This window comes from Variovorax boronicumulans (assembly GCF_029892485.1).
Taxonomy (GTDB): domain Bacteria; phylum Pseudomonadota; class Gammaproteobacteria; order Burkholderiales; family Burkholderiaceae_C; genus Variovorax; species Variovorax boronicumulans_B.
This window is the reverse complement of the sequence record NZ_JARXVG010000003.1, coordinates 141,063-158,516: the sequence shown is the minus strand read 5'-3', so window position 1 is coordinate 158,516 and position 17,454 is coordinate 141,063. Positions and strand designations below refer to the sequence as shown.

Sequence of the window (17,454 nt, the reverse complement as noted above, 5' to 3'; positions counted from 1 at the left end):
GTGACGCGGCTGTGTCATCCACATGCCCTAGCATCCGCGCTTTCATTTTCCCTTCAGGAGTCTTCATGCGATTCAAGACGCTCGCGCTGGCATCGGCGCTGGCCGCGACCACGCTGTTCAACGTGGCCCAGGCCCAGACCGAAATCCAGTGGTGGCATTCCATGACTGCCGTCAACAACGAGTGGGTCAACGACCTGGCCAAGCAGTTCAACGAGAGCCAGAAGGAATACAAGATCGTGCCGACCTTCAAGGGCACGTACGACGAATCCATGACGGCCTCCATCGCGGCCTTCCGCTCGGGCAACGCACCGCACATCCTGCAGGTGTTCGAAGTGGGCACCGCCACCATGATGGCCAGCAAGGGCGCCGTCATCCCGGTGGGCCAGGTCATGAAGGACGCGGGCGAGAAGTTCGACCCGGCCGCCTACATCCCCGCCGTGGCCGGCTACTACACCGCCCCCAACGGCCAGATGCTGAGCTTCCCGTTCAACAGTTCGACCACGGTCTTCTATTTCAACAAGGACGCCTTCAAGGCGGCAGGCCTCCCCACCGACAAGGCACCGTCGACCTGGCCCGAAGTGGTGGCTGCGGCCGCCAAGCTCAAGGCCAGCGGCCACAAGTGCCCGTTCACCACCGCCTGGCAGAACTGGACCCAGCTCGAGAGCTTCTCGGCCTGGCACAACGTGGAATTCGCGACCAAGGCCAACGGCCTGCAGGGCCTGGACACGCGCCTGAAGGTCAACTCGCCGCTGCACCAGCGCCATGTGGAGAACCTGGCCAGCATGGCCAAGCAGGGCCTGTTCATCTACAAGGGCCGCGGCAACGTGCCTGAGGCCTCGTTCGTCTCGGGTGAGTGCGCCATGATCAACACCTCGTCGGGCTTCTACGGCAACGTGGCCAAGAACGCCAAGTTCGCCTACGGCCTGGCACCCCTGCCTTACTACCCGGACGTGCCGGGCGCACCGCAGAACACCGTGATCGGCGGCGCGAGCCTGTGGGTCATGTCGGGCAAGAAGCCGGCCGAGTACAAGGGCGTGGCCAAGTTCTTCAGCTTCATCTCGACGCCTGAAGTGCAGTCCGCCAGCCACAAGCGCACCGGCTACCTGCCGGTGACCACCGCCTCGTACAAGCTCACCGAGGACTCGGGCTTCTACAAGCAGAACCCCGGCACCGACGTGGCCGTGACGCAGATGATCCGCAAGGTCACCGACAAGAGCCGCGGCATTCGCCTCGGCAACTACGTGCAGATCCGCGCCATCGAGGACGAAGAGCTCGAACAGGTCTGGAACGGCAAGAAGACCGCCAAGGAAGCGCTCGACGCCATCGTGACGCGCGGCAACGAGCAACTGGAACGCTTCCAGAAGGCGAACAAAAGCTAACGATTGAAGGCCGGGCTCTCTGTGTCCGGCTAATATCGCCCGCCCCCGTTCGCTCTTGCAACAGAGCGGGCCGGGCGGGATTTTTTATTCAGAGGGATCATGGAAAAACGCGTTTTCTTTCGCTCGGGCTGGTTGCCCTGGCTGCTGCTGACGCCGCAGATGGCGGTGATCCTCGTGTTTTTCTTCTGGCCGGCGGGGCAGGCCATCCTGCAGTCGCTGCAGCAGCAGGACGCGTTCGGCACCTCGGTCGAATTCGTCGGCTTCGACAACTTCAGGCACCTGTGGGGCGACTCGAGCTACGCCGCGTCGTTCAAGACGACGGCCGTGTTCTCGGTGCTGGTGGCGAGCATCGGCATCAGCCTGTCGCTGCTCCTCGCCGTGTTCGCCGACCGCATCACGCGCGGCGGCACCTTCTACAAGACCATGCTGATCGTGCCCTACGCCGTGGCGCCCGCCGTGGCGGCCGTGCTCTGGGTCTTCATGTTCTCGCCCTCGCTGGGCGTGGTGGCCTATGCGCTGGGCAAGATCGGCATCGACTGGAACCACCTGCTCGACTCGGGCCACGCCATGACGCTGATCGTGATGGCCTCGGTGTGGAAGCAGATCTCCTACAACTTCCTGTTCTTCCTGGCGGGCCTGCAGTCCATCCCGAGGTCGCTGATCGAGGCCGCGGCCATCGATGGCGCGCGCCCGTGGCGCCGTTTCTGGACGGTGCAGTTCCCGCTGTTGTCGCCCACCACCTTCTTCCTCCTGGTGATCAACGTGGTGTACGCCTTCTTCGACACCTTCGCGATCGTCGATGCGGCCACCCAAGGCGGCCCGGGACAGGACACCACCATCCTGGTCTACAAGGTCTATCACGACGGCTTCAAGAGCCTGGACCTGGGCGGCTCGGCCGCACAGTCGGTGGTGCTGATGGTGATCGTGGTGGCGCTGACGGTCATCCAGTTCCGCTACGTCGAGAAGAAAGTGCAGTACTGATGAAGCAACAAGAAAAAACCGAACTCGGCGGAGCGCAACATGGTTGAGCGGCGCGGAACGCAGGGCATCCTGGCCCACGTCATCATGATCCTGGGCGTCTTCATCGTCGCCTTCCCGCTCTACCTGGCGTTCGTGGCCTCCACGCACACCGCGCAAGAGATCGTGCAGGCGCCGATGCCGCTGCTGCCCGGCGCCAACATCGTCGACAGCTACAAGGGCGCGCTCTTCGGGCGCGAGAACAGCGCGGGCTCCAACGCCCCCGTGGCCCACATGATGTGGGTGAGCTTCGTGACGGCAATGGTGATTGCCATCGGCAAGATCTCCATCTCGCTGCTGTCGGCCTTCGCCATCGTCTACTTCCGCTTTCCGTTCAAGAAGATCTGCTTCTGGGCCATCTTCGTGACGCTGATGCTGCCGGTGGAGGTGCGCATCCTGCCCACCTACAAGGTGCTGTCGGACCTGAACATGCTGAACACGTACGCGGGCCTCACGGTGCCGCTGATCGCGTCGGCCACGGCGACCTTCCTGTTCCGCCAGTTCTTCCTCACGGTGCCCGACGAGCTCACCGAGGCCTCGCGCATGGACGGCGCGAGCCCCATGCGCTTTTTCTTCGACGTGCTGCTGCCCTTGTCGAAGACCTCGATTGCGGCGCTGTTCGTGATCCAGTTCATCTACGGCTGGAACCAGTACCTCTGGCCGCTGCTGGCGACCACGAGCGAAGACATGTACCCCGTGGTGGTCGGCATCAAGCGAATGATTGCCGGCGGCGACGGGCAGAACGAATGGAACGTCGTGATGGCCACCGCCATCCTCGCGATGCTGCCGCCCGCGCTGGTGGTGGTGCTGATGCAAAAGTGGTTCGTCAAGGGCCTTGTGGACACTGAAAAATAAGTTATGGCTGCACTCTCCCTACGCAACGTCATCAAGCGCTACGGCCACGGGCCGAAGGCCAACCAGGTCATCCACGGTGTGAGCGCCGAGATCGCCGACCATGAATTCGTCGTGATCGTCGGGCCTTCGGGCTGCGGCAAATCGACGCTGCTGCGCATGGTGGCCGGCCTGGAGGAAATCTCGGCCGGCGAAATCTTCATCGGAGGGCGCGTGGTGAACGACCTCGAACCCTCCGAGCGCGACATCGCCATGGTGTTCCAGAACTACGCGCTCTACCCGCACATGAGCGTCTTCGCCAACATGGCCTACGGCCTGAAGATCGCCAAGGTGCCCGTGCCCGAGATCAAGGTGCGCGTGGACAAGGCGGCCAAGATCCTCGAACTGGCCCACCTGCTCGAGCGCAAGCCCCGCGAGCTCTCCGGCGGCCAGCGCCAGCGCGTGGCCATGGGCCGTGCCATCGTGCGCCAGCCGCAGGTGTTCCTGTTCGACGAACCGCTGTCGAACCTGGACGCCAAGCTGCGCGCGCAGACGCGCCTCGAAATCCAGAAGCTGCACCGCGAACTCGGCATCACCTCGCTCTTCGTCACGCACGACCAGGTCGAGGCGATGACGCTGGCACAGCGCATCATCGTGATGAACGGCGGCGTGATGGACCAGTTCGCCACGCCCGAAGAGGTCTACAACCGCCCCGCCACCACCTTCGTGGCGAGCTTCATCGGCTCGCCGCCGATGAACCTGCTCAGGCACGCACCCGGCGTGCGTGCGGGCCAGATCCTGGGCATCCGCCCCGAGCACATGAAGCTCGACGAAAACGGCTGGACGGTGCAGGTCGAGCAGGTCGAACTGCTGGGCGCCGAGCGCCTGGTGTACGGCCGCATCGGCGAGGAGCAGATCATCATGCGCACCGACGAAGGCGATCACCCGCCGGTCGCGGGCGACACGGTGAAAATCGCAGCCCGCGAGGACAAGCTGCACTGGTTCGACGCCGGATCGGGCAAACGCGCAGACTGACGATGGCCGAACGCAGCCCCTGGCCCTACCCCCGCTGGGTCGCGCACCGCGGCGCCGGCAAGCTGGCGCCTGAAAACACGCTTGCCGCCTTCCGCTTCGGCGCGGCGCACGGCTACCGCATGTTCGAGTGCGATGCCAAGCTCAGCGCCGACGGCGTGCCCTTCCTGATGCACGACGCCACGCTGGAACGCACCACCAATGGCCACGGCATCGGCGGCCAGCAACCCTGGAGCGCGCTTTCGCAGCTCGACGCGGGCGGCTGGCATTCGCGCGCCTTCGCAGGCGAGCCGCTGCCCACGCTGGAAAACCTGGCCCGCTTCTGCCTGGCGAACGGCTACCTGCTCAACATCGAGATCAAGCCCACGCCCGGCGCCGAGCGCGAGACCGGCGAGGTCGTGGCGCGCGAAGCGGCCCGTCTCTGGCAGGGCGCGGCCATTGCGCCGCTGCTCACCTCGTTCCAGGTCGAGTCGCTCAAGGGCGCCGCAGCCACGCAGCCCGAACTGCCGCGCGGCCTGCTGCTCGACACGCTGTGGAACGGCTGGGTCCACACCGCGCGCGACCTGGGCTGCCAGGCCGTCGTCTGCAACCACGCGCTGTGGGATGCCGCGACCGTCGCGCAGGTGCACGGCCCAGGCATGCGATCGCTGAGCTACACCGTCAACGACGACTGGGCCGCGCAGCGGCTCATCGCGCTGGGCACCGACGGCATCATCACGGACCGGGTCGACCTGTTCAGTCCCGCCGGCTGAGGCTGCCACCGGCAGCAGCTGCACTTCTTACCGGTTCTTACGAGGTGGCGGCTTCTATGATGCGGCCATGAAACGGACCTCTCGCCTGGCGGGCTTCTGCCTTCCCGCCTTCCTGGCCCTGCTGGCCCTGTTGATGTGCGGTGGCGCCATCGCGCAGCCGGATGCCAGCATGAACGCCGGCAACGGCAATCCCAACAACACAGCCAATACCGCCGCAGCAGCAGCGCCGGCGCCCACCATCGCCGAGCTGCGCGCGCAATTCGCCAAGGCTGCGCCCGTGCCCGGGGCCACAGCCGCTGCAGGCACCGCAACCAATGGCGAGGACGATGCGCGCAAGCAGCTTGCGCAGATCAACGACATCGGCTTGCAGGCCGACAAGTTCGTCGCCGCCCGCACCGGCGACCTGGCCGACCTGAACGCGCGGCTGGGCGAACTGGGCAACCCGCCTGCCGCCGGCGCCACCGAAGATCCCAACATCACGCGCCAGCGTGCGCAACTGACCAAGGAGCGCAATGCGCTCGACGCCGACATCCGCCTTGCCAAGCTGCTGTCGATCGACGTGCGCCAGCGCGCCGCCGACCTGGTGCTGCAACGGCGCCAGCAGTTCGAGGCCGAGCTCACCAGCCGCGCCGCCTCGCCGCTCACCGGCACCTTCTGGAACGATCTGCGCGAGGCCTGGCCCGACGACATCGCCCGGCTGCAGGCCATAGGGTCGGCGCTCGGCGACGGGTTCGAAGAGGCATGGCAGCCCGAGAGCCGCACGGCGGTGATCGCCGCGCTCGTCGGCGCCCTGCTGCTCGCATGGCTGGGCGTCTGGGCCGCCGAACGCGGGCTGACGCGCCTGGCGATGCGCGTGCTTCCCGCCGGGCGGCTGCGCCGCTCGCTGCTGGTGATCGCCATCGTCGCGAGCCACGTGCTCCTGGTCGCGGTGGCTGCGCACGGCTTCGTGGAAGTGCTCAAGGCCCATGCGACCTGGGATGCGCAGGCGCGCAAGGCGCTGCAATCGACGGCGCAGGCGCTGACCTTCATGGCGTTCGTCATCGGCCTGGGGCGCGCGCTGCTGGCGGCGGCCCGTCCGTCCTGGCGCCTGCCGCCCATTCCCGACGCCACGGCCAAGCGCCTGTCGGTGCTGCCGTGGCTGGTGGCATTGGTGGCCGCGCTCGCCTGGACGCCCGCGGAGATCAACGCGCTCATCGACGCCAGCTTCGCCGCCGTGGTGACCACGCATGTGCTGACGGCGCTGCTGCTCACCGCGCTGATCGGCATCGTCGTCTATCGCCTGAAGGCGCTGCGCGCCGACGCGCCCGAGGCCGGGCTGCCCGAGCGGCCGATGTGGGTCGGCCTGCTGGTCGCGCTGATCGGCGCGCTGGTCATCGCGATCTGGGTGCTGGTGGCCGTGGGCTATGTGGCGCTCGCGAGCTTCCTGGCCTCGCAGCTCACCTGGAGCGGCATCGTGGCCGCGGCGTTCTACGTGCTGTTCAAGTTCGCCGACGACCTGTTCATGGCGCTGGTGTCCTCGCGCAGCGCGTTCGGCCAGAAGCTGCAGAAAAGCTTCAACCTGGCGCCGCAGACCCTGGACCAGGCCTCCACCGTGCTTTCGGGGCTGAGCCGGGTCGGCCTGTTCTTCTACATGCTGATCGCACTGGCCGCGCCACTGGGCACCGGGCCGGGCGAGGTGTTCCAGCGCAGCGGCAAGTTCGGCACCGGCGTGAAGGTGGGCGAGTTCCAGCTGGTGCCGGGCGCCATCTTCAGCGCCATCGCGGTGGCGGTGGTCGGCTTCATCGTGCTGCGGGTGTTCAAGCGCTGGCTCGAGCGCAGCTACCTGCCCAACACAAAGCTGGAGCCGGGCATGCAGAGCTCGCTCACCACGCTGCTGGGCTACGTGGGCGGCATCATGGTGATCGCATTCGCACTCTCCGCCCTGGGCATCGGCATCGAGCGCATCGCGTGGGTGGCGAGCGCGCTGTCGGTGGGTATCGGCTTCGGGCTGCAGGCGATCGTGCAGAACTTCATCTCGGGGCTGATCCTCCTGGCTGAACAGCCGGTGAAGGTAGGCGACTGGGTCGTGCTGGGCACGGCCGAAGGCGACGTGCGGCGCATCAACGTCCGCGCCACCGAAATCGTGCTGGGCGACCGCTCGACGCTGATCGTGCCGAACTCGGAGTTCATCACCAAGACCGTCCGCAACATGACGCTGTCGAATGCCGAAGGCCGTGTGCTTATTCGCCTGCCGATGCCGCTGACCACCGATGCGCAGCGCGTGCGCGACCTGATCCTGGAAGCCTGCCGCGCGCACGAAGGCGTGCTGGAAACGCCGGCGCCCTCGCTCACGCTGGAAGGCATCGAGAACGGTCTCCTGATCTTCCAGGCCATCGCCTATGTGGCGAGCCCGCGCCTGGCGGGCGGCGTGCGCAGCGACCTTTTGTTCGTGATCCTCGACGAACTCAAGAAGGCCGGGCTGCCGATGGCCACACCGACCACCTTCATGATGGCACCCACCGAGCCTGCTGCGGCCGCGCCGGCGCCCGCGACGCAGAACTCGCCGATCCCGGGCATGCCGACCTGAGCCTTCGCCCTTTCGTGTCCAAAAGCCTGCCGGCTGGCCTGAACGGTTTCAGCCGCGCCAGCCGCGCATCGCCAGCCATTGCACGGTGCCGCAGACCGCCACGAGCGCTGCGTAGGTCGTCATTGCCCCGTCGCGCCCGAACGCCATCAGGCCGACGACGAGGACCCCGACGCCGGCTGCGAAAGTGATCGCCCATTGCATCCACCAGCGCGGAACGCCCGTGCGGCGCCCGCCCAGCAACCGGCCCACCAGGACCAGCACCAGTGCGACGAACGCGGCGGGTGCCACAAAATTAAGCAGGTGATCGAGGAGGGCCGGCAGGTCCATCGGGCAGGGGTGGGACAGGGCGCCACCATGTGGCGAAGGTTATGGCTGTTATAGGGAAAGCCATTTGTCCCTCGTCAAGCCTCGTGCGGCCGCTGATTTTATAATCACGCCATGTCAGTCTGGGCTCTTGGCTTGAACCACACGACCGCGCCGCTCGATCTGCGCGGTCGTTTTGCGTTCGCGCTCGATCAGATCGCCCCGACGCTGCAGAGCCTGCGCAGCTCCTTTCCCACTGGCCGGCACCCCCAGGTGGAAGCCGCGATCATCTCGACCTGCAACCGCACCGAGATCTACTGCGCCTCCGAGCACATCGCGCTCGACCACACGGTCGGCTGGCTGGCCGAGAGCGGCGGCGTCGCCCCCGCCCTGCTGCGCTCGCATGCCTACACGCTGCACGACGACGAGGCGGCCCGCCACGTCTTCCGCGTGGCCAGCGGACTCGATTCGATGGTGCTCGGCGAAGCCCAGATCCTCGGCCAGATGAAAGACGCGGTGCGCGCGGCCGAGAACGTCGGCGCCCTGGGCACCACGCTCAACCAGCTGTTCCAGCGCTCGTTCGCGGTCGCCAAGGAAGTGCGGACCTCCACCGAGATCGGCGCGCATTCCATCAGCATGGCCGCCGCCGCGGTGCGGCTGGCCGGGCAACTCTTCGAAGACCTGCGCAAGACGCGGGTGCTGTTCGTCGGCGCGGGCGAAATGATCGACCTCGCGGTCACGCACTTCGCGGCCAAGGAGCCGAAGTCCATCGCCATTGCCAACCGCACGCTGGAGCGCGGCGAAAAGCTCGCCACGCGCTTCGGCGGCGAGGCGATGCGGCTGGCCGACCTGCCGGCGCGGCTCGCCGAATTCGACATCGTGGTGAGCTGCACCGCGAGCACGCTGCCGATCATCGGCCTGGGCGCCGTCGAGCGCGCGCTCAAGGCGCGCAAGCACCGCCCGATGTTCATGGTCGATCTGGCCGTGCCGCGCGACATCGAGCCCGAAGTGAAGGCGCTCGAAGACGTCTACCTCTACACCGTCGACGACCTGGCGCAGGTCGTGCAACAGGGCCAGGCCAACCGCCAGGCCGCGGTGGCGCAGGCCGAAGTGATCATCGACGCTGGCGTGCAAAGCTTCATGCACTGGCTGGGCCAGCGCGGCAGCGTGCCGCTGATCCAGCAGCTCAACGCGCAGGCCGACGAATGGCGCGCCGCCGAAATGGCGCGCGCCCGCAAGCTCCTGGCCAAGGGCGAATCGGTCGATGCGGTGCTCGAGGCGATGTCGCGCGGGCTCACGCAGAAGATGATGCACGGCGCCATGGCCGAACTGCATTCGGGCGATGCCGCAGCGCGCGAGCAGACGGCGCAGACCATCTCGCGGCTGTTCCTGCGCAAAGAGCGTTAGCGACGCTGGTCAGCGGCCCGGCCCTGCGTGCCGCGGCCTCCAGGCGCCCTGCCGCTGCACGCGGCATCCATCCCCCATTTTTCCGAGCTCTTCTTCCGTGAAATCCTTTCTGCGCCACCAACTCGAACGCTACGTCCAGCGCCTGGGCGAGCTCGACTTCCTGCTCTCGCGCGAGGACATCATGAGCGACATGGCGCAGTACCGCACCATCTCGCGCGAGCACGCCGAGATCACGCAGATCGCCGGCCGCTACGAGCGCTACAGGCAGCGCGAGGCCGACATCGCCGGCGCGAAGGAAATGCTCGACGACCCGGACATGGCGGAGATGGCACGCGAGGAAATTGCCGGTGCCGAAGCCGAACTGGTACAGCTCGAAGAGGAACTGCAGCGCCTGCTGCTCCCCAAGGACCCCGACGACGCGCGCAACGCCTTCATGGAAATCCGCGCTGGCACGGGCGGCGACGAATCGGCCCTGTTCGCGGGCGACCTGCTGCGCATGTACACGCGCTACTGCGAGCGCGCGGGCCTGCGTTGCGAGATCGTGAGCGAGAGCGCGAGCGAACTGGGCGGCTACAAGGAAGTGGTGATCCGCATCGTGGGCGAGGAAGTCTTCGGCAAGCTGCGCTTCGAATCGGGCGGCCACCGCGTGCAGCGCGTGCCGGCCACCGAGACCCAAGGCCGCATCCACACCAGCGCCTGCACGGTCGCCGTGCTGGCCGAGCCGGACGAAACCGTGGCGGTGCAGATCAACCCGGCCGACCTGCGCATCGACACCTACCGCGCGAGCGGCGCCGGCGGCCAGCACATCAACAAGACCGACTCGGCCGTGCGCATCACGCACATCCCGACCGGCATCGTAGCCGAGTGCCAGGACGACCGCAGCCAGCACCGCAACAAGGCCAAGGCGCTGCAGGTTTTGTCGGCGCGCATCCAGGAGAAGGACCGCAGCGAGCGCGCCGCCAAGGATGCGGCGATGCGCAAGGGCCTGATCGGCAGCGGCGACCGCTCGGACCGCATCCGTACCTACAACTTTCCGCAAGGGCGGCTCACCGACCACCGGATCAACCTCACGCTCTACAAGCTGCTGGCGATCATGGAAGGCGATCTCGGCGATGTGCTTGAGGCGCTGCGCGCCGCACGCGAGGCCGAGCAGCTGGCCGAGTTGGAATCGAGCCTGCCCGCGTGATGACCGAAGCCACCGCACCGTCCACCGTGGCGCAGGCGCTCACTGCGGCCGTGGCCCTGGGCGTCGACCGGCTCGATGCCCAGTTGCTGCTGCTGCACGCACTGGGCCGCGCACCGCACGACCGTGCCTGGCTGCTGGCGCACGACACAGATGCCTTGTCCGACGCCGCATGGGTGGGGCTTGCGGCGCAGCTGTCGCGCCGCCTGGCGGGCGAACCGGTGGCTTATCTGATCGGCACGAAGGAATTCCACGGCCTCGACTTGCAGGTCGACGCGCGGGTGCTGGTGCCTCGCCCGGACACCGAGACGCTGGTCGACTGGGCCCTCCAATGCCTCGAAGGCCGCACCGCCCCGCGCGTGCTCGACCTCGGCACGGGCAGCGGCGCGATCGCGCTGGCGCTGCAGCATGCGCGCCCCGATGCGCAGGTCGATGCGGTCGATGCCAGTGCCGACGCGCTGGCCGTCGCGGGGGCAAACGCCCGGCGCCTCGGACTGCCGGTGCGTTTTGCCCAAGCCAATTGGCTCGATGGCGCCGCGGACGGCTACGCGGTCATTGCCAGCAATCCACCCTACATCGCCGCCAACGACCTGCATTTGCCCGCGCTGCGGCACGAGCCCTCCTCCGCGTTGGTCGCGGGCCCGGACGGGCTCGACGACATCCGCCAGATCGTCCAGGCCGCCCCCGATCACCTCGCCGAGGGCGGCTGGCTGCTGCTCGAACACGGCCATGACCAAGCCCCCGCCGTGCGTCAGTTGCTCGAAACCCGCGGCTTCGCCGAAGTCCAAAGCCGGGACGACCTGGCAGGCATCCAGCGCTGCTCGGGCGCAATCTGGCGCGCGGTGAAATAATCCCCTTCAGCCCCCACTTTTCAGGAGTCCCCATGTCCGACGCCCAGCAACGCATCGACGACCTCGTCAAAACCAACGAACTCGTGCTCTTCATGAAGGGCAATGCCAGCTTCCCGATGTGCGGTTTCTCGGGCCGCGCGATCCAGATCCTCAAGGCCGTCGGCGTCGACACCAAGACGCTCAAGACCGTCAACGTGCTCGAAGACGACGGCATCCGCCAGGGCATCAAGGAATACAGCAACTGGCCCACGATTCCCCAGCTCTACGTCAAGGGCGAATTCGTCGGCGGCTCGGACATCATGATGGAGATGTACGAATCGGGCGAGCTGCAGCAGGTGCTGAACGGCAACCCCGCCTGATTCCGCCCCGGCTCGCCATGAGCCACGATCACGCGGACCACGGCCACTCGCATGAAGGCGAGGAAGGCCCCGCCTGGAAGCACGACGGCGTGCGCGTGATCGGAGCCAACCAGCTCGACGCCAACACGGCGCAGACGCCCGGCATGAACCGGGCGGCCGCCATCAACTTCGCCCGCGTGGGCGCACAGAAGCTCTGGGCCGGCACGGTGACCATCCATGCCGACGCCAAGACCGGTGCGCATCACCACGGGCACCTCGAATCGGTGATCTACGTCGTGCGCGGCCGGGCCCGCATGCGGTGGGGCGAGAAGCTCGAGTTCACGGCCGAAGCCGGACCGGGCGACTTCATCTACGTGCCGCCCTATGTGCCGCACCAGGAAATCAACGCCAGCGCGACCGAGACGCTCGAATGCGTGCTGTGCCGCAGCGATGGCGAGGCAGTGGCCGTGAACCTCGACATCGAGCCCGTCGAAAAACCCGAATCGGTACTCTGGGTCGATCCGACCCATCCGCACGGCGGCGTCTGAGGGATTTTCGCGGGCCGAGTCATGGCACCATGGCGCTCTTCGCCGTGCCACAATGAACCTCACCCAAAGCCTGCTCATCATCGTGTTGCTGATCGCGATGAGCGCGTTCTTCTCCCTTGCCGAAATCACCCTGGCCGCCTCGCGGCGCCTGCGCCTGCGCCAGATGGCCGACGAGGGCGACCCGCGCGCCGAGCGCGTGCTGCGCGTGCAGGAGCAGCCCGGCCACTACTTCACCGTGGTGCAGATCGGCCTCAACGCGGTGGCGATCCTCGGCGGTGTCGTGGGCGAAGGCTCGCTGAGCCCGTACTTCGCCATGTTCTTCGAGCGGTGGCTCGGCGTGGATGCTTCCGCCAACGTCGCCTTCCTGTGCTCGTTCGTGATCGTCATCGCGGTGTTCCTGGTGTTTGCCGACCTGTTCCCCAAGCGGCTCGGCATGAGCAACCCGGAGCGCATCGCGGTGCGCATGGTCGGGCCGATGCTGGTGCTGATCACCACCTTCAAGCCGCTGGTGTGGTTCTTCACCCGCTGCACCGACCTGCTGTTCAAGGTGCTCGGCATGCCGATGGCGCGCGACGACAAGATCACCTCGGCCGACATCCTCGCGATGACCGAGGCCGGCGCGCGGGCCGGCGTGCTCGCGGTGCGCGAACAGCAGGTGATCGCCAACGTGTTCGAGCTCGACACGCGGCTCGTGAGCAGCGTGATGACGGCGCGCGACAGCATCGCCTGGTTCCTGCACGACGACCCGGAATCGGTGCTGCGCGCCCGCATCGTGGCCGAGCCCTTCTCGGCCTACCCTGTGTGCGACGGCGACATCGACCACGTACTCGGCTACGTCGATGCCAAGGACATGTTCCAGCGCGTGCTGAGCGGCCAGCCGCTGGCCTTCGACCAGGGCCTCACGTTGCACAAGGCGCTGGTGATTCCCGACCGCCTTTCGCTGACCGAGGTGCTCGAGCAGTTCCAGCAGGCGCACGAAGACTTCGCGATCATCGTCAACGAGTACAGCCTGGTGGTGGGCGTGATCACGCTCAACGACGTGATGAGCACGGTGATGGGCGACCTGGTGACGATGCCCGACGAGGAGCAGATCGTGAAGCGCGACGAGAACTCGTGGCTGATCGACGGCGTGACGCCGATCCAGGACGTGCAGCGCGCGCTGCAGATCGACGAACTGCCGCATGCCGACGAATACGAGACGCTCGCGGGCTTTTTGATGGTGATGCTGCGCCGCGTGCCCAAGCGGACCGACAGCGTGACCTGGGCCGGCTACACCTTCGAGGTGATGGACGTCGACAGCTACCGCATCGACCAGGTCATGGTCACAAAAACCTAGCGCGAAGTCCTGGCTCGCGCCGCTGGGCAGGGCCGCTTTCGCCTATTCGCGAAAGTGAGATTCAAGCTGCCGAACGGGCCTTTTCGCGTTCGCGATCTCTTTCGAGCTCGCGCGCCTTGTCGTCGTAGGCCCAGAGCCGCTGGTTCGCGAACACCGCGTTCGGGTACGGCGACTTGCCGCGGCTGCCGTTGTAGCGGCCCAGCGTCATGTACAGGTCGCCGTTCTCGCGGTCGAGGTAGTGGCGCAGGATCACGCAGCCGAAGCGCAGGTTGGTCTGCATGTGGAACAGCTTGGCCGAATCGCTGTCGCCGATCACGCGGGTCCAGAACGGCATGACCTGCATGTAGCCGCGCGCACCGGCGCTCGACACGGCGAACTTGCGGAAGTTGCTCTCGACCTGCACCAACCCGAGCACCAAGCTCACGTCGAGCCCCGAGCGCTTGGCTTCGTACCAGGCGGTCTGCAGGAATTCCTTGCGCGAGGGCCAGTCGGCGATCTTCTTCTTGAGCCGCTCGCTCATTTCGCCGAGCCAGCGCAGGTAGGCCAGGCGCGCCTCGGTGGTCGTGAATTCCGGCACCGGCGGCGCCTTGTTGTGGATGGCCGAACTCAGCGCGGTGCGCACCGAATCGATCAGGGGCTCTTCGATCTGGGCGCCGGCAAAGGCGGCCTGCGGCAGCGCTGCCAGCGACAGGACGCCCGAAGCCGCGGCGACGCCGAGGCACCTGCGCCGGGAGATGGCCATGCCACCCGCCTCGGCGGCTGCTCCGGGGTCGTCGTTGCAGCGGCCGGGCAAGCTCATGCGGCGAGCTTGCCGGCGATGAAGTCGGCGATGCCGGCCGATGGCACCTTCGTGGCGGCCGTGTCGCGGCGGTGCTGGTATTCCAGTTGGCCTTCCTTCAGACCGCGGTCGGAGATGACCACGCGGTGCGGCACGCCGATCAGTTCCCAGTCGGCGAACATCGCGCCCGGGCGCTCGCCGCGGTCGTCCAGCAGCACGTCGACGCCCTTGGCGAGCAGCTCCTCGTAGAGCGCCTCGGCGGCCACCTTGACCTCGGGGCTGCGGTCCATGCCGATCGGACAGACCACCACGGTGAACGGCGCCAGCGCGTCGGGCCAGATGATCCCGCGCTCGTCGTGGTTCTGTTCGATGGCGGCGGCAGGCAGGCGGGTGATGCCGATGCCGTAGCACCCCATCTCGAGCAGCTGCGGCTTGCCGCCTTCGTCCAGGTACGTGGCGTTCATGTCCTTGCTGTACTTGGTGCCGAGCACGAAGACATGGCCGACCTCGATGCCGCGCTCGATGGCCAGCAGTCCCTTGCCGTCGGGCGAGGCATCGCCCGCCACCACGTTGCGCAGGTCGGCCACGATTTCCGGCTCGGGCAGGTCGCGGCCCCAGTTGACGCCGGTCATGTGGAAATCGACCTCGTTGGCGCCGGTGATCCAGTCGGCCAGCACGGCCGCCTCGCGGTCGGCAACCAGCTTGACGGGCTTCTTCAGGTTCAGCGGGCCGAGGTAGCCGGGCTTGCAGCCGAAGTGCTCGTCGATCTCGGCGAGCGTGGCGAAGCGGAAGCCCTGGTCCAGGCCCGGCACCTTGCTGACCTTGATCTCGTTCATGTCGTGGTCGCCACGCAAGAGCAGCAGCCAGACCTGCGAACCCTTCGGGTTGCCGGCCTCGTCGAGGTTGTCGGTGGCCAGCACCAGCGACTTGATGGTGGTTGCGAGCGGCACGCCGAGCAGCTCGGCCACGTCGGCGCAGGTGCTCTTGCCGGGGGTCGGCGTCTTCTCGAGCGACTTGGCTGCCGCGGGCCGCGGGCCGGCCGGAGCGAGGGCTTCGGCCTTTTCCATGTTGGCGGCGTAATCGCTGTCGGGGCAGTAGACGATGGCGTCTTCGCCCGTGGCGGCGATCACCTGGAACTCCTCGCTCAGGTCGCCGCCGATGGCGCCGCTGTCGGCCGCGACGGCGCGGTAGCGCAGGCCGAAGCGGTCGAAGATGTTGCGGTACGCCTGCGCCATGACCTGATAGCTGGCCTTGGCCGCATCGAGGTCGCGGTCGAAGCTGTAGGCGTCCTTCATGATGAATTCGCGCCCGCGCATCAGGCCGAAGCGCGGACGGCGCTCGTCGCGGAACTTGGTCTGGATCTGGTAGAAATTCTTCGGCAGCTGCTTGTAGCTGCGGATTTCCTGGCGGGCGATGTCGGTCACCACCTCTTCGCTGGTGGGCTGGATCACGAAGTCGCGGTCATGCCGGTCCTTGATGCGCAGGAGCTCGGGCCCCATCTTCTCGAAGCGGCCGGTCTCCTGCCAGAACTCGGCCGGCTGCACGACCGGCATGGCGAGCTCGACGGCGCCGGCGCGGTTCATTTCTTCCCGCACGATCGCCTCGACCTTGCGGATCACGCGCAGCCCCATCGGCATGTAGGTGTAGATGCCCGTGCCGAGCTTCTTGATCATGCCGGCCCGCATCATCAGCCGGTGGCTCGCGACCTCGGCATCGGCAGGCGCTTCCTTGAGGGTGGAGACAAAAAATCGGGAAGCTTTCATCGGGATCGGTGTGCTGAATTCGCTGGATTCGACGTTCGGAAGTGGGGGACTGCTCCCCCGGAGAGACCCTGAGAGCCTGCATCGCAGCTTGCCGAGGGCAACCCGGCATGCATAATCGACTCAGTTCAAAAATTGGGGTTTGATTATGCTCGACCGGGACGGCTTCAGGCCCAACGTCGGCATCATCCTGCTCAACCAGAGAAACCAGGTTTTCTGGGGCAAACGCATACGCACGCATTCCTGGCAGTTTCCGCAAGGCGGCATAGACCGCGGCGAAAGTCCCGAGCAAGCCATGTTCCGGGAACTGCATGAGGAAGTGGGGCTCCATCCGGAGCATGTGCGCATCGTGGCCCGTACCCGCGACTGGTTGCGCTACGAGGTGCCGGATCGGTTCATCCGCCGTGACGCACGGGGCCACTACAAGGGCCAGAAACAAATCTGGTATTTGCTGCAACTCACCGGCCACGACTGGGATCTGAACCTGCGTGCCACCGACCATCCCGAATTCGACGCCTGGCGCTGGCATGACTACTGGGTGCCGCTCGACGTTGTCGTCGAGTTCAAGCGCGGCGTCTACGAGATGGCGCTCACCGAGCTTGCTCGCTACCTGCCTCGGCAGGATTTCCGCAACCGCTTCCTGCGCAGCAACGTGCGCGCCCGAGAATTCGAGCGCCATCCGCTGGACGCTGGAGCGCCCGCGGGCCTCGACCTGCCGCCCGGCGGCAGTTTCGACCCGCATCCCGACATTCCTTCCGCGAGCGATGAACCTCCTCTCCCCAGCAACAACGCGCCCTTCTTTCCGACGCAACGCTGAGCGCGTTCTTCTTCTGGCCTGCTTCGGCATCCTCGCCGGGTGCGGCACGGGCAAGTACGACACCGACAACCCCGACTGGGCACAGGCAGGCTCGGCGCCTCCGCCCAAGCGGTCCGAGACGGACAAGGAGTGGGAAGAAACCGCAGCGCCACCGCCGCCGGCCTTCAGCGAAAGCCGCCTGCTGCCGATCGAGATGCCGCCGTACATGAGCCTGAAGTTCGGCATCGATCCGGGAACGATCACGATCACGCCCGATGGCATCGTGCGCTATGTGGTGGTGGCCAGCAACCGCAGCGGCGGCGCCGTCAATGCCTTCTACGAAGGCGTGCGTTGCTCGACCGCCGAGATGAAGAGCTATGCGCGCTACAACAACGGCACATGGCAGGAAGTGACGAAGCAGGAATGGAAGCGCATCAAAGACATGAACTCGCGCTATACGGTGGCGCTGTCGACCCAGGGCATCTGCCGCGGCAATGCGCCACGCAGCTCGGTCGGCGAGATGGTGCAGAACATCCGCAATCCGATTCGCGAAGTGCAATAAGCACCTTGCAGGGGT

At 66.7% G+C, this 17,454-nt stretch carries 17 protein-coding genes; 14 read left to right on the top strand and 3 right to left on the bottom strand.

Translation table 11 applies throughout. The features are described from left to right. Window positions 1–65: 65 nt before the first annotated feature. The 6 genes from ugpB (at window position 66) to M2282_RS08580 (ending at window position 7,577) form a co-directional block, all read left to right on the top strand. Window positions 66–1,379 carry a sn-glycerol-3-phosphate ABC transporter substrate-binding protein UgpB gene (ugpB, locus tag M2282_RS08605; protein WP_280808359.1) on the top strand — a complete coding sequence of 438 codons (1,314 nt, stop codon included), beginning with the start codon at window positions 66–68 and terminating at the stop codon, window positions 1,377–1,379. Window positions 1,380–1,478: 99 nt separating this feature from the next. Beyond that, window positions 1,479–2,360 (top strand): sn-glycerol-3-phosphate ABC transporter permease UgpA, encoded by an 882-nt coding sequence (gene ugpA, locus M2282_RS08600; protein ID WP_280808358.1) that lies wholly within the window; start codon window positions 1,479–1,481, stop codon window positions 2,358–2,360. Between the two features lie 39 nt (window positions 2,361–2,399). Beyond that, window positions 2,400–3,251 carry a sn-glycerol-3-phosphate ABC transporter permease UgpE gene (ugpE, locus tag M2282_RS08595; protein ID WP_280808357.1) on the top strand — a complete coding sequence of 284 codons (852 nt, stop codon included), beginning with the start codon at window positions 2,400–2,402 and terminating at the stop codon, window positions 3,249–3,251. 3 nt (window positions 3,252–3,254) lie between these two features. Then, complete coding sequence (gene ugpC, locus M2282_RS08590) at window positions 3,255–4,262, top strand: sn-glycerol-3-phosphate ABC transporter ATP-binding protein UgpC (RefSeq protein ID WP_280808356.1); 1,008 nt, start codon at window positions 3,255–3,257, stop codon at window positions 4,260–4,262. Window positions 4,263–4,264: 2 nt separating this feature from the next. Continuing rightward, window positions 4,265–5,011, top strand: a complete 747-nt coding sequence (gene ugpQ / locus M2282_RS08585) for a glycerophosphodiester phosphodiesterase (RefSeq protein ID WP_280808355.1) — start codon at window positions 4,265–4,267, stop codon at window positions 5,009–5,011. 67 nt (window positions 5,012–5,078) lie between these two features. Continuing rightward, window positions 5,079–7,577, top strand: coding sequence for a DUF3772 domain-containing protein (locus M2282_RS08580; protein ID WP_280808354.1), 2,499 nt, complete (start codon window positions 5,079–5,081; stop codon window positions 7,575–7,577). Window positions 7,578–7,625: 48 nt separating this feature from the next. Here the strand turns inward: M2282_RS08580 and M2282_RS08575 are convergent, their stop codons facing one another. Continuing rightward, entirely contained in the window at window positions 7,626–7,904 is a 279-nt protein-coding gene (locus tag M2282_RS08575) for a hypothetical protein (RefSeq protein WP_280808353.1), read from the bottom strand. Between the two features lie 111 nt (window positions 7,905–8,015). On the opposite strand from M2282_RS08575, the gene hemA reads away from it, so the two are divergent. The 6 genes from hemA to M2282_RS08545 all read left to right on the top strand — a co-directional run bounded on the left by hemA (window position 8,016) and on the right by M2282_RS08545 (window position 13,543). Then, window positions 8,016–9,287, top strand: coding sequence for a glutamyl-tRNA reductase (gene hemA / locus M2282_RS08570; RefSeq protein WP_280808352.1), 1,272 nt, complete (start codon window positions 8,016–8,018; stop codon window positions 9,285–9,287). 97 nt (window positions 9,288–9,384) lie between these two features. Beyond that, window positions 9,385–10,473 carry a peptide chain release factor 1 gene (prfA, locus tag M2282_RS08565; RefSeq protein ID WP_280808351.1) on the top strand — a complete coding sequence of 363 codons (1,089 nt, stop codon included), beginning with the start codon at window positions 9,385–9,387 and terminating at the stop codon, window positions 10,471–10,473. After that, complete coding sequence (gene prmC, locus M2282_RS08560) at window positions 10,473–11,321, top strand: peptide chain release factor N(5)-glutamine methyltransferase (RefSeq protein WP_280808350.1); 849 nt, start codon at window positions 10,473–10,475, stop codon at window positions 11,319–11,321. The genes prfA and prmC overlap by 1 nt, the downstream gene beginning before the upstream one ends. 32 nt (window positions 11,322–11,353) lie before the next feature. Continuing rightward, window positions 11,354–11,680 (top strand): Grx4 family monothiol glutaredoxin, encoded by a 327-nt coding sequence (gene grxD, locus M2282_RS08555; protein ID WP_013543189.1) that lies wholly within the window; start codon window positions 11,354–11,356, stop codon window positions 11,678–11,680. A gap of 17 nt (window positions 11,681–11,697) precedes the next feature. Further along, a complete protein-coding gene (locus tag M2282_RS08550; RefSeq protein ID WP_280808349.1) occupies window positions 11,698–12,207 on the top strand; it encodes a cupin domain-containing protein in 510 nt (169 codons plus the stop codon). Window positions 12,208–12,259: 52 nt separating this feature from the next. Then, a complete protein-coding gene (locus tag M2282_RS08545) occupies window positions 12,260–13,543 on the top strand; it encodes a hemolysin family protein (RefSeq protein ID WP_280808348.1) in 1,284 nt (427 codons plus the stop codon). Window positions 13,544–13,604: 61 nt separating this feature from the next. Here the strand turns inward: M2282_RS08545 and M2282_RS08540 are convergent, their stop codons facing one another. Continuing rightward, window positions 13,605–14,285: a lytic transglycosylase domain-containing protein gene (locus tag M2282_RS08540; RefSeq protein ID WP_280808709.1), complete on the bottom strand. Its 681-nt coding sequence runs from the start codon at window positions 14,283–14,285 to the stop codon at window positions 13,605–13,607. A gap of 53 nt (window positions 14,286–14,338) precedes the next feature. Next, entirely contained in the window at window positions 14,339–16,084 is a 1,746-nt protein-coding gene (locus tag M2282_RS08535) for a proline--tRNA ligase (protein WP_280808347.1), read from the bottom strand. Between the two features lie 145 nt (window positions 16,085–16,229). Between M2282_RS08535 and M2282_RS08530 the strand changes: the two genes are divergently transcribed. Together M2282_RS08530 and M2282_RS08525 are read left to right on the top strand one after the other, a co-directional pair. Beyond that, on the top strand, window positions 16,230–16,898 hold the full coding sequence (locus tag M2282_RS08530; protein ID WP_280808708.1) for an RNA pyrophosphohydrolase: 669 nt from the start codon (window positions 16,230–16,232) through the stop codon (window positions 16,896–16,898). Next, window positions 16,846–17,439: a CNP1-like family protein gene (locus tag M2282_RS08525; protein WP_280808346.1), complete on the top strand. Its 594-nt coding sequence runs from the start codon at window positions 16,846–16,848 to the stop codon at window positions 17,437–17,439. Before M2282_RS08530 ends, M2282_RS08525 begins: the two co-directional genes overlap by 53 nt. Window positions 17,440–17,454 lie beyond the last annotated feature (15 nt).